At 64.3% G+C, this 19,698-nt stretch carries 19 protein-coding genes and 2 tRNA genes; 11 read left to right on the forward strand and 10 right to left on the reverse strand.

What is annotated here, in order from left to right:
- The first annotated feature begins 67 nt into the window (after positions 1–67).
- A complete protein-coding gene (locus C7451_RS18830) occupies positions 68–613 on the forward strand; it encodes an imm11 family protein (protein ID WP_341866655.1) in 546 nt (181 codons plus the stop codon).
- 567 nt (positions 614–1,180) lie between these two features.
- Here C7451_RS18830 and C7451_RS18835 read toward each other — a convergent pair.
- Positions 1,181–1,915 (reverse strand): hypothetical protein, encoded by a 735-nt coding sequence (locus C7451_RS18835; RefSeq protein WP_110300413.1) that lies wholly within the window; start codon positions 1,913–1,915, stop codon positions 1,181–1,183.
- Between the two features lie 297 nt (positions 1,916–2,212).
- Between C7451_RS18835 and C7451_RS18840 the strand changes: the two genes are divergently transcribed.
- From C7451_RS18840 to msrB, 5 genes are all read left to right on the forward strand, one after another.
- On the forward strand, positions 2,213–2,656 hold the full coding sequence (locus tag C7451_RS18840; protein WP_110300414.1) for a DUF3576 domain-containing protein: 444 nt from the start codon (positions 2,213–2,215) through the stop codon (positions 2,654–2,656).
- 24 nt (positions 2,657–2,680) lie between these two features.
- Positions 2,681–5,194 carry a leucine--tRNA ligase gene (gene leuS, locus C7451_RS18845; RefSeq protein WP_110300415.1) on the forward strand — a complete coding sequence of 838 codons (2,514 nt, stop codon included), beginning with the start codon at positions 2,681–2,683 and terminating at the stop codon, positions 5,192–5,194.
- A gap of 104 nt (positions 5,195–5,298) precedes the next feature.
- Positions 5,299–5,799 carry an LPS assembly lipoprotein LptE gene (gene lptE, locus C7451_RS18850; protein WP_110300416.1) on the forward strand — a complete coding sequence of 167 codons (501 nt, stop codon included), beginning with the start codon at positions 5,299–5,301 and terminating at the stop codon, positions 5,797–5,799.
- Positions 5,796–6,833 (forward strand): DNA polymerase III subunit delta, encoded by a 1,038-nt coding sequence (holA, locus tag C7451_RS18855; RefSeq protein ID WP_110300417.1) that lies wholly within the window; start codon positions 5,796–5,798, stop codon positions 6,831–6,833. Before lptE ends, holA begins: the two co-directional genes overlap by 4 nt.
- Positions 6,834–6,879: 46 nt before the next feature.
- Positions 6,880–7,290 carry a peptide-methionine (R)-S-oxide reductase MsrB gene (msrB, locus tag C7451_RS18860; RefSeq protein WP_110300418.1) on the forward strand — a complete coding sequence of 137 codons (411 nt, stop codon included), beginning with the start codon at positions 6,880–6,882 and terminating at the stop codon, positions 7,288–7,290.
- Between the two features lie 220 nt (positions 7,291–7,510).
- Here msrB and C7451_RS20475 read toward each other — a convergent pair whose 3' ends face one another.
- The 3 genes from C7451_RS20475 to C7451_RS18875 form a co-directional block, all read right to left on the reverse strand.
- Positions 7,511–7,912 carry a Smr/MutS family protein gene (locus tag C7451_RS20475; RefSeq protein WP_341866656.1) on the reverse strand — a complete coding sequence of 134 codons (402 nt, stop codon included), beginning with the start codon at positions 7,910–7,912 and terminating at the stop codon, positions 7,511–7,513.
- 245 nt (positions 7,913–8,157) lie between these two features.
- A complete protein-coding gene (gene mltA / locus C7451_RS18870) occupies positions 8,158–9,480 on the reverse strand; it encodes a murein transglycosylase A (RefSeq protein ID WP_110300420.1) in 1,323 nt (440 codons plus the stop codon).
- Positions 9,481–9,482: 2 nt separating this feature from the next.
- Entirely contained in the window at positions 9,483–10,145 is a 663-nt protein-coding gene (locus C7451_RS18875; protein WP_146215434.1) for a Tim44/TimA family putative adaptor protein, read from the reverse strand.
- 217 nt (positions 10,146–10,362) lie between these two features.
- On the opposite strand from C7451_RS18875, the gene C7451_RS18880 reads away from it, so the two are divergent.
- From C7451_RS18880 to C7451_RS18895, 4 genes are all read left to right on the forward strand, one after another.
- A complete protein-coding gene (locus C7451_RS18880) occupies positions 10,363–10,869 on the forward strand; it encodes a protein-export chaperone SecB (RefSeq protein WP_110300421.1) in 507 nt (168 codons plus the stop codon).
- 25 nt (positions 10,870–10,894) lie between these two features.
- The gene (murJ, locus tag C7451_RS18885) at positions 10,895–12,472 is read left to right on the forward strand and encodes a murein biosynthesis integral membrane protein MurJ (RefSeq protein WP_110300422.1); all 1,578 of its coding nucleotides are present in this window, start codon (positions 10,895–10,897) and stop codon (positions 12,470–12,472) included.
- Positions 12,473–12,509: 37 nt separating this feature from the next.
- On the forward strand, positions 12,510–13,529 hold the full coding sequence (gene trpS, locus C7451_RS18890) for a tryptophan--tRNA ligase (RefSeq protein ID WP_110300423.1): 1,020 nt from the start codon (positions 12,510–12,512) through the stop codon (positions 13,527–13,529).
- A 116-nt stretch (positions 13,530–13,645) separates the two neighbouring features.
- The gene (locus C7451_RS18895) at positions 13,646–14,338 is read left to right on the forward strand and encodes a DUF4136 domain-containing protein (RefSeq protein ID WP_110300424.1); all 693 of its coding nucleotides are present in this window, start codon (positions 13,646–13,648) and stop codon (positions 14,336–14,338) included.
- A 190-nt stretch (positions 14,339–14,528) separates the two neighbouring features.
- Here C7451_RS18895 and dut read toward each other — a convergent pair whose 3' ends face one another.
- The 5 genes from dut to C7451_RS18920 form a co-directional block, all read right to left on the reverse strand.
- On the reverse strand, positions 14,529–14,996 hold the full coding sequence (gene dut / locus C7451_RS18900) for a dUTP diphosphatase (protein ID WP_110300425.1): 468 nt from the start codon (positions 14,994–14,996) through the stop codon (positions 14,529–14,531).
- Complete coding sequence (gene coaBC / locus C7451_RS18905; protein WP_110300426.1) at positions 14,980–16,188, reverse strand: bifunctional phosphopantothenoylcysteine decarboxylase/phosphopantothenate--cysteine ligase CoaBC; 1,209 nt, start codon at positions 16,186–16,188, stop codon at positions 14,980–14,982. Before coaBC ends, dut begins: the two co-directional genes overlap by 17 nt.
- Before the next feature lie 33 nt (positions 16,189–16,221).
- Entirely contained in the window at positions 16,222–16,545 is a 324-nt protein-coding gene (locus C7451_RS18910; RefSeq protein WP_110300427.1) for a hypothetical protein, read from the reverse strand.
- Positions 16,546–16,608: 63 nt separating this feature from the next.
- Positions 16,609–17,784, reverse strand: a complete 1,176-nt coding sequence (locus C7451_RS18915) for an amino acid aminotransferase (protein ID WP_167398616.1) — start codon at positions 17,782–17,784, stop codon at positions 16,609–16,611.
- A gap of 199 nt (positions 17,785–17,983) precedes the next feature.
- The gene (locus C7451_RS18920; RefSeq protein WP_110300428.1) at positions 17,984–18,766 is read right to left on the reverse strand and encodes a DUF1134 domain-containing protein; all 783 of its coding nucleotides are present in this window, start codon (positions 18,764–18,766) and stop codon (positions 17,984–17,986) included.
- 287 nt (positions 18,767–19,053) lie between these two features.
- On the opposite strand from C7451_RS18920, the gene C7451_RS18925 reads away from it, so the two are divergent.
- A tRNA-Ser gene (locus C7451_RS18925) sits at positions 19,054–19,146 on the forward strand.
- Between the two features lie 465 nt (positions 19,147–19,611).
- On the opposite strand, the gene C7451_RS18930 is transcribed toward C7451_RS18925, so the two are convergent.
- Positions 19,612–19,688 (reverse strand) — tRNA-Met (locus tag C7451_RS18930).
- Between the last annotated feature and the right edge of the window lie 10 nt (positions 19,689–19,698).

Consider the following 19,698-nt stretch of genomic DNA (forward strand, 5'->3'; position numbering starts at 1 on the left):
TCTGCTCTTCTGAAAACCTTGCACGCTTCATCGTCTGTCATTCCTTCAGGCCAGACTCTAATCGTTCGTGGAGGAAAATCAGGGGGTCACGTCAATCGCTCGCAATCATAAACACCAATACAATTTGGGTTTTCGCATTTCGCGCGAGAACGTTCCATCCATCTGGCAATGGAAATCATCTCGCGCAGTGCCCGATTATTATACGCCCAATGCCTTCCCATGCGTCTCCTCGCGCTTCAAGGAAGTGGTCGAGAGGTTCGAGCCTGATGTGCATCAGTTCTTTCCGGTAGCCGTGGTCGACAAAGCAAAAGAAAAGATTGATGAGCGCTGGCTGTGGGTCGTTTGCAACCGGATCGACGGCGTTGATCGCGAACACACAAATCTGTTTTTCCAGAACCAGAATCTCTGGACCTCGTCTTACAAAGAGGACGGTGAGTGGAAGCGCGTCCGAGATCCGAAAGTGGCCTTTAACAAGCAGCAAACCGAGGGATTTCACTTCTGGCGCGACAAACACCTCTTTGGGGAGGGGATCTACGTGTCCGATGAAGGCGCTCAAGCACTACAATCCGAGAACTTGAGCGCTCTGCGTCTGCAGCATCAGGAGACGGTCTAACAGCATTCCCAAACTTCACACGCCCGAAAAATTTCGAACAGCTGGGAAGCTGATCGTGAAAGCTCGAATGGGCCGCCTGCAACTTCGCCTCTAAAGTCCGCTTCGGGGGCGTTTGCAGAACGGCAGGTTTTTTCTCCAAGACTCCCGCATCTGCCATTCCTCCGCTCAGCCTGATCTTGTCAAAGATAGCGCGCTTGCATTTACCCTGACGAGCAATAGCCTCAGTCCAGAGCGTGTCGCGTCGAACGCGCGTCTGGCTGTAGCCCTAGGTTCAGCACTCCCCTGCCCTTCGCGGCTTCGCGTTTTTGCGTAAACCGCATTGTTTCACGCAAAGACGCGAAGGCGCGAAGAGGGAAGTACTCTGAACCATGACTCCTGGTTCGCGACTGTCGCAGAAAACCGAGCGCGCGTTGGACAATCGTTGATGCGGGGGCTTCGACAGGCTCAGCCTGAGCGGAAGTGGTGGGTTGGCGCGAGCCGCCAAGGTTGCGTCCAGCGCAATCCGCGCGAGACAAGCCCCAGCCTTCGCTGGGGACCGGCTATCGGTGATGTCGGCGAACCGGCAGATCAGAAGCGGAATTCGGTTCCGACATAGACAGCCTGGCTGTCATACTGCTCGTTGGTGAGGCCGGTCAGGCGGTCGCGTTCGCTGCGCAGGCGGATGCCGGCGGTGACGTCGAGGTTGCGGGTGACCTTGTAGGCACCGCCGACGTCGAGAGAATAGCTGCCCTGGTCGTTGAACGGGCGAACCGCGCGGGTGGTCGGAGCCTGGACATCGTCCAGTTCGATCCGCGGGCTGAACCGGCTCTTGGTGCCGGCGGCAGCGCGGCCGAGCTTGCTGATGTCGGGCAGCGCTTCGTCGGGCTGACGGATGCTGGTGGGCAGCGCAAACTTGCTGAAGCCCTTGGCGACGCCCAGGCTGAAGGCGGTCGGCGTGATCTGGACCAGACCTGCACCCTGGCCGCTGTCGCTGGCCAGATCAGGACGGATGTTGATAGCCTTGGCCGAATCGGGGCGCACGCGCACCGCGATGGTCAGTGCGCGCGGACCATCGGTCGCAGCGCTGGCTGCTGGCGTGAAACGGAACATCTTGTCGCCCCGCAATGCCGAAAACTTGAGCTTTTCCGCCAGACGAGGGTCAACCGAAGCGGGGGTGAACGATCCGATTCCGCCACGGGCCGTGATCGAAACCGGTCGCGAGTCGAAACCGGAGGAAAAAGCGAGCGCAATCGACGGCACCAATGCCGCAGAGCCGAGCAACAGCCCTGAAATCACCAGCTTTTTTGTAACTCCCGCTTTCATTGTCTTGTTCCGACCCCGCCGCATCCCTGTTGTCTGCGTTATCACAAAAACGCATCCATGGGGGATCAAAGCGCCTTCCCGTAAAAATATTCTCAAACCGTTGCAAACAATCCACAATCGGTTGCGGACCGTTCGGCGGTTTTCACCACTGGCGACACCCCTCGCCAAGCGTCAGAATACGCCCCGGAAACTTGCTGCTCGCTGAACGCCAGAGCCGTTGCGCAAGTGCTTGCCCATGCCCGCCAAGCCACTATAGAAGGCCGCAGTTTCAAGCTGCGAAGATATAAGGAAGCCGCCATGCCCGTACCCCGTTTTGCCCGTGCCGCCCTTTGCGCCGCCGGCATGCTGGCGCTGCTTTCTGCATGCGGGGGTGGCGAGAAGCGCGCCGAAGCCGACATCGCTGCCAGCCAGGTGACCACCATCGGCGTCAACAGCTATCTGTGGCGCGCCTCATTGGATGCGCTGTCGTTCATGCCGCTGCTCCAGGCCGACAGCGCCGGCGGCGTGATCGTGACCGACTGGTATGCCAATCCGCAGAGCCCGTCCGAACGGATGAAGGTGACCGTATCGATCCTCGACCAGGACCTGCGCGCCGATGCGCTGCGCGTCGCCGCCAGCCGTCAGGTCAACCAGAACGGCCAGTGGGTCGATGCCCCCGTCCGCGCCGCCACGGTGCAGAAGCTGGAAGAGGTCATCCTCACCAAGGCGCGCGATCTGCGCCAGTCCGCCATTCGCGAATAACACCCTGTCTTTCAGAGGGATACAATGAACGAGAAGACGCGGTTCAATCCGCTGGCCGCCGATGCCCGCTGGCAGTCGGTGTGGGACGAGCGCCAGTCCTTCAAGGCAGACAGCAACAGCCCGAAGAAAAAGGCCTATGTGCTGGAGATGTTCCCTTATCCGTCGGGGCGCATCCATATCGGCCATGTGCGCAACTATACCATGGGCGACGTCATCGCGCGGTATCGCCGGATGCAGGGCTTCGAGGTGCTGCACCCGATGGGCTGGGACGCCTTCGGCATGCCCGCAGAAAACGCCGCAATGGAAAAGGGTGTGCACCCCGGCGGCTGGACCCGCGACAATATCGCGGCGATGCGCAAGCAGCTGAAGCGGCTGGGCTTCGCGCTCGACTGGAGCCGCGAACTGGCGACCTGCGAGCCCGAATATTATGGCCACGAACAGGCGCTGTTTCTTGACCTCTATGCCGCAGGCCTGGTCTATCGCAAGGAAAGCGCGGTCAACTGGGACCCGGTCGACCAGACCGTGCTGGCCAACGAGCAGGTGATCGACGGCAAGGGCTGGCGCTCGGGCGCGCAGGTCGAGCGGCGCAAGCTGAGCCAGTGGTTCCTCAAGATCACCGACTTTGCCGATGAACTGCTCGAAGGGCTCGATACGCTCGAGGACTGGCCCGAAAAGGTGCGGTCGATGCAGGCCAACTGGATCGGCAAATCGCAAGGACTGACCTTCAGCTTCACGCTATCGGGCAGCGCCGGGACCATCCCCGTCTATTCCACCCGGCCCGATACGATCTTCGGGGCGAGCTTCGTCGCGATCGCGGCGGACCATCCGCTGGCGGTCGAACTCGCCGCGAGCAATGTTGAGGCGGCGGCCTTCATCGAGCGCTGCAAGGCGGGCGGCACCACCGCGGCGGAGCTGGAAACGGCGGAAAAGCTGGGCTTCGATACCGGCCACAAAGCCATCCACCCGTTCGATCCGACATGGGAACTGCCGGTGTTCATCGCCAATTTCGTGCTGATGGACTATGGCACCGGCGCGGTGATGGGCGTGCCCGCGCACGACCAGCGCGACCTGGATTTCGCGCGCAAATACATGCTTCCGGTGACCCGCGTCGTCGCGGCCGAGGGCGACGAGACCGCGCCGATCCATGACGAGGCCTATACCGGGCCGGGCAGGATCATAAATTCGAGCTTCCTTGATGGCATGGCGGCCGAAGAGGCCAAGGCCGCGGTGATCGCGCGCGCAGAGGCCGAAGGCTGGGGCCAGGGCACCACCGTCTGGCGCTTGCGCGACTGGGGCGTCTCGCGCCAGCGCTATTGGGGCACGCCGATCCCGTTCATCCATTGCGACGATTGCGGCGTCGTTCCCGTTCCGAAAGAGCAGCTGCCGGTCACTTTGCCCGAGGATGTCAGCTTCGACATTCCCGGCAACCCACTGGTGCGCCATCCGGCATGGAAGCATGTCGATTGCCCGAAATGCGGCAAGGCTGCGGTGCGCGAAACCGACACGCTCGACACCTTTGTCGATTCGAGCTGGTATTTCCTGCGCTTTGCCAGTCAGCCCAGCGACAAGCCGTTCGACCGCGAGGAAATTGCCAAATGGCTGCCGGTTGGCCAGTATATCGGCGGGGTCGAGCATGCGATCCTGCACCTGCTTTACGCCCGCTTCTGGACCCGCGCGCTGGCGCGGATCGGCAAGCTGGAGGTGACCGAGCCGTTCGCCAGCCTGTTCACGCAGGGCATGGTGACGCACCAGACCTGGCAGGATGCGAACGGCAAATGGCTGGGGCCCGATCAGGTCGAAAAGCGCGGCGAGGACTGGATCATCACCGAGACCGGCGAGGCCGCGATTGCAGGCCGCGTCGAGAAGATGTCCAAGTCCAAGAAGAACGTGGTCGATCCCGACGAGATCGTGAATCGCTATGGCGCGGACGCGGTGCGCTGGTTCATGCTCTCCGACAGCCCGCCCGAGCGCGATCTGCCGTGGAGCGAGGCGGGCATCGAGGGCTGCTGGCGCTTCGTCCAGCGGCTGTGGCGCGTGTTCAACTCGGTCGAGGCGGCCGAGGGCCAGGACAAGGCTCTGGACCGCAAGCTGCACCAGTCGATCGACCTGATCGCCAAGGATATCGAGGCACTCGCCTTCAACAAGGCGGTGGCGCGGCTGTACGAGCTGACCAACGCGATCGAGAAGGCCGAGCCCAGCGCCAGCCGCAACGTCGCGATCCGCGCGCTGGCGAAGCTTGTCGCCCCGATGGTGCCGCATCTCGCCGAAGAAGCGTGGGAGATATTGGAAGGCCATGGTCTGATCGCCGATGCCAGCTGGCCAGAGGTCGATCCGGCTTTGCTGGTCGAGGACGAGGTCACCATCGCGGTGCAGATCAAGGGCAAGCTGCGCGACACGCTGACCGTCGCCAAGGGCCTGCCCAACGAGGAGCTCGAACGGCTGGCACTGGCATCCGACAAGGTGCAGCGCAGCCTTGACGGCGCTGCGATCCGCAAGGTGATCGTGGTGCCCGACCGGCTGGTCAATCTGGTGGTGTGATGCCCTTTCGGTCCCCCGCGCAGGCGGGGGCCCATCTCCAGCCAGCGCAGGAGATGGATTCCCGCCTTCGCGGGAAACCGGAACTGGTCTATAGGTCGGTACACATGAAACGCCTTCTCCTCCCCCTCGCCCTGCTCGCCACGCTTTCCGCGTGCGGGATGAAGCCGCTTTATTCGAATGGCACGCAGGGCGCGGTCTCGACCACGCTCGGCGATGTCGCGGTCGCGCCAATCCAGGGACGCGCGGGCTGGCTGGTCAAGAACGCGCTGGACGACAAGCTGGGTGCCATCGGCAATGGCGATCAGCGCTTCCGCTTGCAGGTCGTGCTCGATGACCAGATCACCGGCTTCGGCCTGCTCGCCAACGATCAGGTGACGCGCGAACGCCGCACGCTGCGGGCGCGCTATCAGCTGGTCGATATCACCAGCGGCGAGACGGTACTCGACGCAACCGCCGCATCGGACGCCGGTATCGACATCGTCAGCAGCGAATATGCGACCATCGCGGCGGAAAACCGGGCGCTCGAAAACCTGTCGCTCGAGATTGCCGACCAGATCGTGACCCGCCTGTCGCTGTTCGCACGCGAGGTTTCGGCCGCGCAATGAAGGGCGATGTCGGCGCGATCCAGGCGCTCCGCCGCAAGCCGCGCCCCGATATCCGGCTCTACCTGATCTTCGGGACCGATGACGGCGGCAATGCTGCGCTGATGGCGGACATCATCGCGAGCTTCCCGAAGGACGCCGAACGCACCGATATCGATGGGCACCAGCTCGCCAAGGCCCCCTCGCTGCTTGCCGCCGAGGCCGCCTCGCTCTCGCTGTTCGGCGATGCGCGCTATATCCGCGTCCATACCAGCGGCGAGGAAAGCCTGGCTGCGGTCGAGGCGCTGCTCGCGGCGGACAAGGCGGTCAACCCCGTGGTCATGCTGGCGAGCAGCGTCACCGACAAGTCGCGCGTCGCCAAGGCCGTGCTCGCCGCGCCCAATGCCATGGCGGTGCAGACCAAGATCCCCGGGCCGGACGACATGGCCCGCATCGTCACCGAACTGGGGCGCGCAGCGGGCCTTACCATCGAAGCCGAGCTGGCGCACGTGATCGCGGGCTTTACCGCAGGCGATCGCAGGCTGGCCGCGCAGGAGATCGAGAAGCTCTCGCTCTATCTCGATGCCAGCCCGGATGAGCCCAAGCCGGTAACGCGCGAGGCGGTCGCCGCGCTGCGCGCCGATGCCGAGGATGACGCGATGCAGCCGATCATCAACGCGGCGCTCTCGGGCGATCTCAGGCGGCTTCCGGAAGAACTCAAGCGGATGCGAGAACAGGCGGTGTCCGAGGTCGGGCTGGTCATCGTGATGCAGCGCCAGGTGATGCAGCTTGCCGGGCACGCGCAGCGCATGGGCAATGCGCGCGATGTTTCCGCCTGGGTGCGGCAGGAGATGCAGAGCCGCAGATTATGGGGCGGTGGCAACGCGAACGACTGGACCCGGCAGCTGCGCGCCTGGGGCCGTCCGCAGGCCGTCGCGCGCCTGTCCGAACGACTGCTGGCGCTGCAACAGGCGATGATGAAGGCGAGTCCCGGCCCGGCGCTGCTGCTGGAGCAGGAACTGCTAGAAATCGCGAGGGTCGCAGCGCGGGCATCTTGACCTTTCCTGCCGCTTATCCATGTTGGTGTCTCCCCAGGAGAGACACATGAGCGACACGAAGATCAGCCCCCCCACATCGGATGCCGAGTGGCGCGCGAAACTGAGCCCCGAGCAATATCACGTGCTGCGCGAAGGCGGCACCGAGCGGGCGTTCACCGGCAAATATAATGACCACAAGGGCACCGGCATGTACCGCTGCGCCGGCTGCGGCGCGCCTCTGTTCGAATCCGACACCAAGTATAACAGCGGCTCAGGCTGGCCCAGCTTCACCGCGCCGGTAGAGCAGGAGGCAGTTAGCGAGATCGTCGACACCAGCCATGGCATGGTTCGCACCGAAGTCCGCTGCGCGCGCTGCGACGGACATCTGGGGCACGTCTTCCCCGACGGTCCTGGGCCAGAGGGCCTGCGCTATTGCATGAACAGCGCCTCGCTGGATTTTGAGCCGAAAGAGGATTGATATCCAGACCCGTTTTCTGGCGAAAGCCGGAAAGCAGGGGGTGAGGTTGCGCTGCATCCGCTCTGGGCTCCGGCTTTCGCCGGAGAACGTGGGTGGTCAAGATCGCCTAGCTTTAGCGCCACGTCCCTCGACTTCGCTCGGGACAAACAGGGAGGTTGTGCAAGGGATATGACAATTTCCGTTTGTCCCGAGCGAAGTCGAGGGACGCACGCGCGACCCCTCAGCCCCGCTTCCGCCGCAGCACGATATACAGCGCCCCATCCCCGCCATGCCGGGGATGCGCGTTGCGGACCGCGGCGATATCCCCAGCATGGCGCGACGAGGCGAGCCAGTCCGAGACCGCAGCGCGGATCGCGCCGCGCCCCGTCTCCGGCGCGCGCGCCTTGCCGGTGATCAGCAGCATCAACCGCATATCCGCCGCAATCGCCTGGCCCAGTGCCAGGTCCAGCCGCGCATAAGCGCTGGCCAGCGTATGCCCGTGCAGGTCGATCGTGACATCGGGCTGCACCCCGCCCTTGGCCATACGGCGGTCCCAATGACCGTCGAGATTACCCTTGACGGTCGGGACGGGCGCAGGGGTGAAAGTCCAGCCGGGGGTGGGTTTGGTTGCGCCTGAGCTCAACCAGTCCTCTCCCTTGATGGGGGAGACGCGAGACCTGGCGGCTTGCGGCCTGATCGCAGCGGTGGGGGTGAGGGTAGCGCCAGCATCGGTCCTGGAGGCACGATCACCCCCTCCCAACCCTCCCCCATCAATGGGGAGGGCTTTAGATGCGGTGGGAACGGCCCGATCCTTGAACGGCTCGACGGTCGCGATCACCCGTTTCCACAGGGCCGCTTCCGCATCGGTCAGCGGCCTGCGGCTCACCGTCAGCGCACCTGGCTGGCGAGTCGGTCGTAAGTCCCGCGCGGCAGCAGGATCAGCGCCAGTCCGCGCGCGGACATGCCGCCGGCGATGGTCCGTGCCTGGTCGCCCGCGCCCCAGAATGTGTCGAACCGGTTCGCGCCCTTGATCGCACCGCCGGTATCCTGCGCCACCCATAGGCCATTGGGTTCGGCGCGGTCCATCGACAGGAACACCGGCGCGCCCAGCGGAACGAATTTGGGATCGGCTGCGACCGAACTCCCCGCCTCGACCTGATAGCCCAATGCGCCCAGCGGTCCCGGCCCTGTCAGTTCGCGGAAGAAGACAAAGCTCTTGTTCTCGCGCATGATGGCGCGGCCCTCTTCCGGATTGGCGCGCAGCCAGGCGACAATGCCCTGCATGCTCGCCTGGCCCGGCGCCAGCAGCCCCCGCGTCCGCATCAGCGCCCCGATTCCGGTATAGTCGCGGCCATTTTGCGACGCATAACCGATGCGCACCACGGACCCGTCCGGCGCGCGGAGCCGTCCTGAACCCTGGACCTGCAGGAAGAAGAATTCGATCTCGTCCGCCGCCCAGGCTATGATCGGCGCGCGGCCATTCAGCGCCCCCTGCTCGATCTGGGTGCGATCGTCATAGGGCACGAAATCGCTGCCCTGGACCTTGCCACGGATTTTCTTTCCCGCCCATTCAGAGGAAAATTGGGAGAGATCGACATCGACCAGATCCGCAGGGCGGCCATAGACCGGCACCTCGAACCCGGGCTGGCGGGTGCGCGTGCCCGCGATCTCGGGCTCGAAATAGCCGGTAGCGAACGCCGCGCCCTCCCCTACCTGAACCGCCTCGAACGCTTCGGCAAAGAAGCGCGCAGGGTCCCTGTCGCCCCACGAAGCGGCGGTGTCGCAAGGCGCGCGCCAGTCTTCGGGCCGGGTGAGCCCACTTGCGTCCTGGCGCTTGGTCACCGAAGGGCAGGTGAGACGGAAAGCGGCCAAAGCGGCGCGCGCATCATCGGGCGCGATCGGCAGGCTGGTAATAGCGGGACCGCGCCGCAAAGTCTGGCCTGCCGCTTGTGCGATATCGGTGCTGGCGATCACGCCCGCCCCCGCCATCGCGGGCAGCGGCGTCGCACGCGGGATCACATAGCTTGATGGAGGTGCAGCCGTTGGCGTGGCTGCGCGCCCGGGAACAGGCGTCACCGTCTCATAGGGGAGCCGTGACGGTGGAGGGGTCGATGCGGTCTCGGATGACGGGACAACCCCTGCGCATCCGGCCAGCGCCAGCGGCAGCACGGCAAGCGCCAGCTTTCGCACTGCAGCCCCCTGCGCGCCCATGATCAGGCCTGATCGGTTTCGACCAGAATCCAGTTGGGATCGTTGCTGCGCAGGTCGCGCTGGAAGGTCCAGACGTCGTGCGTCTCTACCGCGTCGGTCAGCGAACCGGCGACCAGTTCGCCATCCGGGCCGCGGACGACCGCTGCGATATCGGAATCGAACCGCACGGTGATGCGTGCCATAGGCGCGTCATATTCGGCATCGATGATGCGGCTCTCGTCGATCCGCACCAGCCGGTTCTCGAGCGTCTCGCCGCGTGCGGTACGCTGGTCGATCGACTCGGCGAAGCTTTCGTACACCTCCTCGTCGCACAGGCTGCGCAGCTGTTCGCGATCCCCCGACCAGAAAGCTTCCAGGATCATCCCATAAGCTGCCTTGGCTCCCTCACGGAAGCGGGCAACGTCAAAGCTGCGATCGGCAGCAAGCATCTGGCGAATGCCGGGTTCGGCAGCAATGTCGAACACCGTCGATGTGCCCGGCGTCAATGCAGCGGGCTTGTCGTCCAGCTGAGGGCGCTCCATTGCCGTCGGGCGTTTGGTGACAGGCGTATCCATGCCGCGGGTCAGCGGTTCCTGCTCATGTCCGGTGCGTTTGCCGAGCACCGAATAGAGCCGGAGCCCCAGAAATGCTGCAACCATGGCCAGGATGATGATTTCTACCGTCACAAGACTTCCCGTTTGCCCACCCGTGTGGAACGTGATGCTGCCAGCGCAGCAGGTTGAAAGCACAACATAGGACATGTCCGCCAATATGCAAATCGCTTTGGCCGGATAGTTGTGGCAGTTGCCCGCAGCTTTCGCGACGCTTGCGCATGCAGCACGGCCCGATTAGAGCGCCGTTGAAGAAGCGCGGCCTGCGCAGAAGCATCGAAAGGGATTATCCATGGCCGAAGACGGCACCGTCAATTCGCAAAATCCGGCGCTGAACGGCGCATCGGGTCCGCAGGCTGGCCTGATCTCGCAATATGTGAAGGATCTTTCGGTCGAGAATCCGAACGCGCCCGACAGCTATCAATGGCCGGGTCAGCTGAGCTTCGACGTGCAATTCCGCGCCGAATCGCGCCAGCTGAGCGAAGAGGTGCATGAAATGCTCTGCACCTATACCATCGCGGCCAAGGCCGAACTCGGCACCGCCTATCTGGTCGAACTGACCTATGGCGCGCTGGTCGGCCTGCGCGGCATGGATGAAGAGCAGACCCGCCGCTTCCTGTTCGCCGATACGCCGCGCATGGTGTTCCCGAACATCCGCCTGATCCTGGGCAATGTCATCCGCGATGCGGGCTATCCGCCGCTGGTGCTCGAGCCCATCGATTTTGCCGGGCTGTACGAGCAGCAGAGTCAGGACCCCAATTTCGGCGCGCCGATGCCGCCGGCGGAAGGCAACGCCTGATCTTCGCCTACCGGGTCATCGCCCGATGAACCTTCTGCGTGCCGTCTCCACCATCGGCGGGCTGACCCTTGTCAGCCGGGTGCTGGGGATGGTGCGCGATATCCTGATGGCGCGCTATGTCGGCGCGGGCATGGCATCGGACGCGTTCCTGATCGCCTGGCGCCTGCCCAATCTGTTCCGCGCGCTGTTTGCCGAAGGCGCATTCGCCGCCGTCTTCGTTCCGATGTTCAACCGCAGGCTGGCCGAGGCGGACAAGGACGCGCCCGGCACCGGGCTGGAAGTCGCCAAGGCCTTTGCCGGGCAGGTGCTGTCGGTTCTGGTGCCGGTTCTGCTGGTGTTCACCGCGCTGATGATGCTGGCCGCCGGGCCCGTGGTCTACGCAATGACCGGCGGCTTTCCCGATGGCGGGCCAGAGAAATTCGCGCTCGCCCGGCACCTGACGATCATCACCTTTCCCTATCTCGGACTGATCTCGCTCGTCTCGCTGCTGGGCGGCATCCTCAATTCGCTGAACCGCTTCTGGGTCAATGCCGCAGCCCCGATCCTGCTCAACATCTGCATGATCGTGGCCTTGCTGTTCTTCCGCGGCGACAATCAGGTCGACACCGCGATCACCCAGGCCATCGCCGTCACGGTATCGGGCGTGATGCAGCTGCTATGGCTGATCCTGTCGTGCCGTGCCAATGGCGTGGTGCTGAAGCTTTCGCGTCCGCGCCTGTCGCCCGACGTCAAGGCGATGCTGCTGCTGATCGCGCCTGCGGCCATCGGCCAGGGTGCGATCCAGTTCAACCTGCTGATCTCCACTTCGCTCGCCGCGCGGTACCTCAGCGAAGGCGCCGTCTCCTGGATCTATTATGCTGACCGGCTGAACCAGTTGCCGCTGGGATTGATCGGCATCGGCGTCGGCACCGCCATCCTGCCGATGCTCTCGCGCCAGATCGGCGGGGGCGACAGTGTGGCGGCGCTCAACACGCAGAACCGCGCGCTCGAACTCGCAATGCTGCTCGCTTTGCCCGCTGCGGTGGCCCTTGTGGTCGCCGCCGGGCCGATCATTCACGGCGTGTTTCAATATGGCGCGTTCACTGCCGAGGACACGCTGGCCACCGCGCAGGTCCTTTCCGCCTTTGCCTGCGGCGTGCCCGCCTATGTGCTGATCAAGGTGCTGACGCCCGGCTTCTACGCCCGTGCCGACACGAAGACGCCGGTGCGGCTGGCGCTGGCGGCGATGCTGGTCAATCTGGTCGGCAATCTCGTGCTCATCTGGCCGCTGGGTCCAGTGGGCGTCGGTGTCGCAACCGCCCTGTCCGCCTGGGTCAATGTCGCCCTGCTGTTCGGCGTGCTCTTCAGGCGCGGCCATATCCAGCCGGACAGGCGGCTGATTGCCAAGACGTGGCGCATCATCGCGGCTGCGGCACTGATGGGTGCGGCGCTCTGGCTCGGAGACCGGCTGGCCGATAGCTGGATGGACGGTCCGCTCGAACAGCGCATCGCCGCACTCGCCGTCTTGTGCGGTGGCGGCGCGGCGGTATATGGGCTCGCAACGCTGGCGCTGGGCGCTTACCGGCTCAGCGAGATCAAGGGCATGCTGCGCCGCAAGGCGTGATAGCGCGCCCTCTCCTTCAGGCGAGAAAGTAACCGATATGCGCGTCCTTTCCGGCATCCAGCCGACCGGCAATCTGCACCTGGGCAATTATCTGGGCGCGATCCGCAACTGGGTGAAGATGCAGGACGAGATGGACGCGGCCAAAGATTCTCCTGGCAGCGCCTGCTATTTCTTCCTCGCCGACCTGCATTCGATCACCGTGCATGAAGAGCGCGAGGCGCGCATCCGCAACGTGCGCGAGATGGCGGCCGCGCTGATCGCCTGCGGCATCGATGCCGATCGAAGTGTGCTGTTCAACCAGGCGCGCGTCCCTGCGCATGCCGAGCTGGCCTGGCTGCTCAACGGCACGGCGCGCATCGGCTGGCTCAATCGCATGACCCAGTTCAAGGACAAGGCGGGCAAGAACCGCGAGGGTGCGAGCGTCGGGCTGTTCGTCTATCCGGTGCTGCAGGCGGCGGACATCCTGCTCTACCAGGCGACGCACGTGCCGGTGGGCGAGGACCAGAAGCAGCATCTGGAGCTGACCCGCGACATCGCGATGAAGTTCAACACCGATTTCGGCGTCGAGCTGTTCACCCTGCCCGATCCCTATATTCCCAAGGAATCGGCGCGGATCATGTCCCTGCGCGACGGCAATGCCAAGATGTCCAAGTCCGACCCTTCGGACATGAGCCGCATCAACCTGACCGACAGCGACGACGAGATCGCGCAGAAGGTCCGCAAGGCCAAGACCGATCCCGAGCCGCTGCCGGAAGTGGCTGCCGACCTCGAAGGCCGGGCCGAAGCGCTCAACCTGATCGGCATCTATGCAACTCTGACCGAATCGACGCCCGATGCCGTGTGCGCCCAGTTTGCCGGACAAGGCTTTGGCGCGTTCAAGCCTGCGCTCGCCGAAGTGCTGGTCGAGACGCTGCGTCCGATCCGCCAGCGTTTTGTGGAGCTCAAGGAAGACGAGGCCGCGCTCGACGCCATTCTCGATCACGGTGCGGAAAAGGCACGCAGCGTCGCCGCGCCCACCCTGAGCGGAGCTTATGAGGCGCTCGGCCTGATGCGCTGAGTGAAAGATGAACCCCGGCACTTTTGCGTTCAAATGGGGTTCATTCGCGGTCAGTTAGCCTTATATCCATAGTCGGACGGTGCAGGGTCGCGCGCGTCCGCCATGGAGAGACAAAAATGACTGTTCGCAACCGCTTTTCCCGCCGTGCCGCGATGTTTGCGGTGCCCGCGCTGGCGCTTGCGCTGTCGGCCTGTGCCACCCCGTTCAAGGCCGATGTCGCCCGCTTCCAGGCTTTGCCCGCTCCCCAGGGCCAAAGCTTCGTCGTGACCGCATCCGATCCGCGCCTTCAGGGCGGGCTCGAGTTCGGCCAATATGCAGGGCTCGTCACGCGCCAGATGACGCAACTGGGCTATGTACCCGCCAGCGATCCGTCGCGCGCCGACATGGTCGTGAGCTTTTCCTATGATGTCGACAATGGCCGCGAAAAAGTCGTGTCCGACGGATTCGGCGGCGGCTGGGGCGCGGGCTTCGGCCCCTGGGGCGGCCCGTGGGGCGGCTTCTACGGACGCCGCGCCTTTGGCTTCGGCTTCTACGATCCGTTCATCTTCGGCCCCGGCTGGAACAACGATGTGCGCAGCTACACCGTCTATACCAGCGAACTGGATCTGAAGATCGATCGTGTGGCCGACAACCAGCGCCTGTTCGAGGGCAAGGCGGAAGCCCAGTCGCGCAGCAAGAACCTGCAATATCTGGTGCCGAACCTTGTCGATGCGATCTTCACCGATTTCCCGGGTCGCTCGGGCGAGACGGTACGCATCTCGATCGCACCTGAAGGCAAGAAGGTGAAGCCGATCCGCGAGATGCGGTGAGCCCGCCCCTCGCTCCAACTCTCTGAAATCCTCCCCGAGCCTGTCTCGGGGAGGGGAACCGCCGATCGAAGATCGGTGGTGGAGGGGAAGCGGGATGGCAAATCGGTCAGGAGGCAGCCCGTACCCGCCGCCCCTCCACCACCCGCTGTGCGGGCGGTCCCCCTCCCCCAGCAAGCTGTGGGAGGATTTTTTATACCCCCGTCGAGCCGAAGCCCCCTGCCCCGCGCTCGGTAGCGTCAAGATCCTCCACCTCGGCAAAGTCCGCCCGCTGCACCGGCGCGGCCACCAGTTGCGCGATCCGGTCCCCCCGGCGGATCGGGAACGGCGCGTCGCCATGGTTGATCATGATGACCTTCAGCTCGCCGCGATAATCACTGTCGATCGTACCCGGCGTGTTGGGCACGGTAATGCCGTGCTTGAGTGCCAGGCCTGAGCGCGGACGCACCTGCACCTCGTAGCCGTCAGGAATCGCGATCGCGAAACCGGTGGCCACTGCATGGCGCTGCCCCGGCATCAGATCCAGCTCCTCCGCCGCGACGACATCCATGCCCGCTGCCCCTGCTGTGGCATAGGCGGGCAAAGGCAGCCCCTCGCCATGCGGCAGCCGCTTGACCCGGATCGTGAGCGGCGGCAGCGGGTGTTCAGCGGACGACGGCATCGGCAATCTTCTCCATCAGCTTGCGTGCGACCTGATCCTTGGGCAGATTGGACCAGCTTTCCACCCCATCGGCAGTCACGATATGCACCGCATTGTCGCTGCCGCCCATGACATCGCCAGACACGTCATTGGCGACGATCCAGTCGCAGCCCTTGCGGGCCAGCTTGGCCTGGGCGTGGTCGAGAACATTCTCGGTCTCGGCGGCAAAGCCGACCAGCAGTGCCGGTCGCCTCGGATCCTTCGCAAGCTCGGCCAGAATATCCGGATTTTCCGCCAGCTCGAGCACCGGCAGTGCACCGCCGGTCTTCTTGATCTTCTGCTCTGCCGCACCCGCCGTCCGCCAGTCCGCGACGGCCGCGACCATGATCGCGATATCGGCTGGCAGAGCAGCATCGACCGCCATCGCCATCTCGCGCGCGGTCTCGACATCGATCCGGGTGACCCCCGAAGGCGTCGGCAGATGCACCGGCCCTGCGACCAGTTGCACATCCGCACCCATGGCAGCGGCGGCCTCGGCAATCGCGAAGCCCTGTCGTCCGCTAGATCGATTGGCGATATAGCGGACGGGATCGATCGGCTCATGCGTTGGCCCGGCGGTAACGAGCACACGCCTGCCAGCAAGCGGCCCCCGCTCTGCAGGAGCAGCGCTGACCCGGTGCAACGCCGCCTCGACTCGTTGCATGATCGCTACCGGTTCGGGCAGTCTGCCTGGCCCGTATTCACCGCAGGCCATCGCACCGTCATCGGGATCGACCACCGTCACGCCGTCTGCCCGCAGCCGCGCGACATTGCGCTGGGTCGCCGCATGCTGCCACATGCGCACGTTCATCGCGGGTACCGCCAGCACCGGCGTATCGGTTGCCAGCAGCACCGTGGTTGCCAGACTGTCCGAAATCCCCGCTGCCATCTTGGCAAGCAGATCGGCGGTGGCTGGACACACCACGATCAGATCGGCCTCGCGGCTCAATTGGATATGCCCCATCTCGGTCTCGTTCTTGAGATCCCAGAGCGTGGTGAACACCTCGTTCTCGCTCAAGGCCGCGAGTGTCATCGGCGTGATGAACTGCGCGCCGCCATCGGTCAGCACGCAGCGCACGCTCATGCCCGCCTTGCGGATCAGCCGGATCAGCTCGCACGCCTTGTAGGCCGCGATGCCGCCGCCAACGATGAGCAGGATATGGGGTGGTTTCATGGGGGCCAGCGGTAAATGCTGCGCGCGCGTCGGTCAACGATAGTGCCAGCTTTCGAGCAGCGTCGAGCTGCCGGTGTGATACGGCTTGCCATAGGCACCCGGCGGACGCGTTTCACCGCAGCGATAGAGCGGCCCGGCGACCAGTCTCCGCCGATAGAGAAGATGCAGCAGCACCGCGTACACCAGCGCGCACAAGGCCAGCGCGACCAGCTGCCCTGCACGACCATCGATCAGCAGCTCGCCCTTCCGAAGGAAGGGCACAACCCAGATCAGCCCTGCCGCCTGCGCGCACAGCAGCGAAGCACCCAGCGCGGCGACATGATCGCGAACTTTCAGAAGGGTCAATGCCAAGCGCATGCGACCCGCCTACACCGCACGCGCGATGCATGCTGTGCGGCAGATCGCATGGCAGCAGGAAAATCACGCGGTGACTGCACGCAGCCCTTCGATGAAGTGCGGGATGTTCGCGTCGGTAAAGCCTGCAATGTTGATGCGCCCCGATCCTGCCATGTACACGCCCCAGTCGGCGCGCAGCGCGGCAATCTGGTCCGCATTCAGCTGCAGTACGGAAAACAGGCCATTCTGCTGGCCGACGGCCGCCAGATTGACCGAACCGATCGACTGATGGGCTGCCAGCGCATCACGTACGCCGCGCATCCGCTGGCGCATCGAATCGAGCTCTGCCAGCCAGATCTTGGTCAGCCCCTCATCTTCGAGCACGATCCGCACCGAGGCCGCGCCGTGATCGGGCGGCATCGACCAGTTGGCGCGCGCCAGCGCCGCCAGGTTAGACTGCACCGCCGGCTGCTGGGCGGGGCTTTCGGTCATCACATAGAGCGCGCCGACGCGCTCGCGATAGAGGCCGAAATTCTTGTCGCAGCTATAGGCAATCAGCGCCTCGGGCACCTTGGCCAGCACCGCACGCAGGCCATAGCCGTCCGCCTCGAAGCCGTGGCCGAGACCGTGATAGGCCAGGTCGATCAGCGGAAACAGCCGCTTGGCCGCGACCGTCTCGGCGATCTGCTGCCATTGCTGCTCGCTGTAATCCGCGCCCGTCGGGTTGTGGCAGCAGCCATGCAGCAGCACCGCATCGCCAGCATCTGCCTTGTCGAGCGCGGCTTCAAGCGAAGTGAAGTCGAGCCTCTGCGTCGCCACGTCCATATGCCGGAAGGTCTCACTGGCAAGGCCCACCGCATTGAAGATCTGCACATGGTTCGGCCAGCTCGGCGTGCCCATCCAGATGCGCTTGACGCCGGCCTTGAGCAGCAGGTCCGCCGCCAACCGCACGGCGCCGGTGCCGCCGGGGGTCTGCAGGCCATCGATGCGTCCTGCCGGATCGAAATCACCCAGCATCCATGGCATGATCGCGCGGACAAAGCCCATATCCCCTTCGGGGCCGAGATAGCTCTTGCTGTCCTGCGTATCGAGCAGCCGCGCCTCGGCCGCCTTGATCGCCTTGAACACCGGGGTAGCGCCATCGGCAGTACGATAGACGCCGACGCCCAGATCGATCTTGGTCGACCGCTCGTCAGCCGCATAAAGCTTGATCAGCGCGAGCAGCGCATCGGCCGGTTGCGCCTTCAAAAGTTCCAGCACGGGTAACCCCCTATTTGACGTTTTAAAATTGCCGGAAACCACCTCTCCGGCGTCAGGAAAATGCGCGAGCCTCCATGCCGACCGTTGGGCTTCGGGGCAAGGCAAAAAGGCCGGCTGCCGCATCGACTGCGACAACCGGCCCCGTATTTGCCCATGGCAGTTGCGACCCTGCGGGCTATGCTTGCCGCGCGGCGCGCCCTCAGAAGGGAACGAAATTGCGCTTGCGGGTAAATTTCATATAGCCGGCATTGACGCCCAGCCTCAGGCCCAGGCCCATGCGCACCGGGATGAGCACCACATCGCCGCGGCGCAGATAGCTGGTGTGAAATCCGCCGACCAGATAGGCCGCGCCCTCGCCCGCGCCGAAGCGCTTGTAGAGGTCTTCGGTGTCATAGAGATTGTAGACCAGCACGAACGTGTTGCCGGCATTGGCCCCGGCATCGAAGCCGATCGACGGCCCCGTCCAGTAGACCGGCCTGTCGCCTTCAACCTTGTGGTGGAGCGTGCCCGAGCCATAGCGCAGCCCGACGACGAACGCGCCGGAAGCTTCCCGACCGACAATATAGCCATTGGGCTCGCCCTGCTTGCGCAAGATGTCCTCGATCAGCCCCGCAAGTCCCTCGGCACCCTTGCCGAAGACGCCTTCGGCAGCACCGATAAGGTCGTCCTTCTGATAGCCGCTGCCCGCCGCAGCCGGTACCGTGGGTCCAGCAGTCTGTGGCGCATCGGTAACCGCAGGCAGCGACTCGGCTGTCGGCACCTCTCCGCTATCGGGACCGCCATAGTCATAGCCACCGTCCATCGGGCCATCACTGGCCGAAGGCGCAGCCCGATCGGTGCCCACTGGCGCCAGATCGGCGTCGATCGCATCGTTCGGATCAATGGTCTGTACCTGTGCAAACGCCGGCTGCGCGAGCGGGCCTGCGCCCAGCCCCGCTGCCGTCAGGGCAACCACTGCCAGCCCTTTTCCGAACCAGCTCATTCGCATGCCTTGCCTCCCGCCTGTGCACTCTTAACCACGAGTTCCGGATTTGTGGGGTGCAGACAATGAATGGGCGATGACCCGAGTCCGTGCTGCGACGACTCGAGTCCTCGGCGCGACAAATAGCCGCGCAGTGCGGACGATAGGGCACGAGAGATAAAATCACGCTCGGCGGCAGGAAAGCGAACTTAAGCTGTTGATCCCACGCCCACCCGTCGCTATAGCGCGCTCTGGCCAATCGACCGGCCCCGTAGCAGGGGCAAGCAAGCATCGAGATGCTGCCATGCGGAGACGTGGGTGAGTGGCTGAAACCAACGGTTTGCTAAACCGTCGTACTGGTAAATCCGGTACCGAGGGTTCGAATCCCTCCGTCTCCGCCACCGCAGCCGGCCCAGTTCCCGAATCCGTTGTCACTGCACCGGCGTTTTTGGCGCGATAACGCGCCCGTGGAGGAAATGGCCGCTCGCGGGGTGATGGGATGGGGTCAGGAACAGCTGACACGCCGGCGGCATGATCCGGCATCACGGAACGTGACAGGCCCTGGATAACGCTGGGGCGAGAAGCGATCGCCGCCATTTACAGGCTTTCAGGCCAATGCGCAGAGCTATGGGCCTCCCGGTGGAGGGAGCAGAAGCTTGAGAGGGGATGGATCGACGCCGGTCCTTGCCACGCATCCGGCTTGGGTTCGCGCGCTGACGCCCGGCACAATGCTGCCTCCGCAGCGACGGGCGGCGCCGTGCTGCGTGCATTCCTGGTTACAGGCGCGCGCTCGAACGAACGGGACGGGAGATAGAGGCAGCTGCCTGCCCCAGATAGGCCTGATTCGGTATTATATTGAGTTAAGTTGGTTGCGGGAGCAGGATTTGAACCTGCGACCTTCAGGTTATGAGCCTGACGAGCTACCGGGCTGCTCCATCCCGCGCCACCAAGAG

This window comes from Blastomonas natatoria, assembly GCF_003201955.1.
GTDB lineage: Bacteria > Pseudomonadota > Alphaproteobacteria > Sphingomonadales > Sphingomonadaceae > Blastomonas > Blastomonas natatoria.

Excerpts from the sequence above, each read along its gene's own strand:
- C7451_RS18835 (WP_110300413.1), bottom strand. The coding sequence starts at position 1,915 with ATGAAAGCGGGAGTTACAAAAAAGCTGGTGATTTCAGGGCTGTTGCTC.
- C7451_RS18840 (WP_110300414.1), top strand. The coding sequence starts at position 2,213 with ATGCCCGTACCCCGTTTTGCCCGTGCCGCCCTTTGCGCCGCCGGCATG.
- leuS (WP_110300415.1), top strand. The coding sequence starts at position 2,681 with ATGAACGAGAAGACGCGGTTCAATCCGCTGGCCGCCGATGCCCGCTGG.
- lptE (WP_110300416.1), top strand. The coding sequence starts at position 5,299 with ATGAAACGCCTTCTCCTCCCCCTCGCCCTGCTCGCCACGCTTTCCGCG.
- holA (WP_110300417.1), top strand. The coding sequence starts at position 5,796 with ATGAAGGGCGATGTCGGCGCGATCCAGGCGCTCCGCCGCAAGCCGCGC.
- msrB (WP_110300418.1), top strand. The coding sequence starts at position 6,880 with ATGAGCGACACGAAGATCAGCCCCCCCACATCGGATGCCGAGTGGCGC.
- mltA (WP_110300420.1), bottom strand. The coding sequence starts at position 9,480 with ATGGGCGCGCAGGGGGCTGCAGTGCGAAAGCTGGCGCTTGCCGTGCTG.
- C7451_RS18880 (WP_110300421.1), top strand. The coding sequence starts at position 10,363 with ATGGCCGAAGACGGCACCGTCAATTCGCAAAATCCGGCGCTGAACGGC.
- murJ (WP_110300422.1), top strand. The coding sequence starts at position 10,895 with ATGAACCTTCTGCGTGCCGTCTCCACCATCGGCGGGCTGACCCTTGTC.
- trpS (WP_110300423.1), top strand. The coding sequence starts at position 12,510 with ATGCGCGTCCTTTCCGGCATCCAGCCGACCGGCAATCTGCACCTGGGC.
- C7451_RS18895 (WP_110300424.1), top strand. The coding sequence starts at position 13,646 with ATGACTGTTCGCAACCGCTTTTCCCGCCGTGCCGCGATGTTTGCGGTG.
- dut (WP_110300425.1), bottom strand. The coding sequence starts at position 14,996 with ATGCCGTCGTCCGCTGAACACCCGCTGCCGCCGCTCACGATCCGGGTC.
- coaBC (WP_110300426.1), bottom strand. The coding sequence starts at position 16,188 with ATGAAACCACCCCATATCCTGCTCATCGTTGGCGGCGGCATCGCGGCC.
- C7451_RS18910 (WP_110300427.1), bottom strand. The coding sequence starts at position 16,545 with ATGCGCTTGGCATTGACCCTTCTGAAAGTTCGCGATCATGTCGCCGCG.
- C7451_RS18920 (WP_110300428.1), bottom strand. The coding sequence starts at position 18,766 with ATGAGCTGGTTCGGAAAAGGGCTGGCAGTGGTTGCCCTGACGGCAGCG.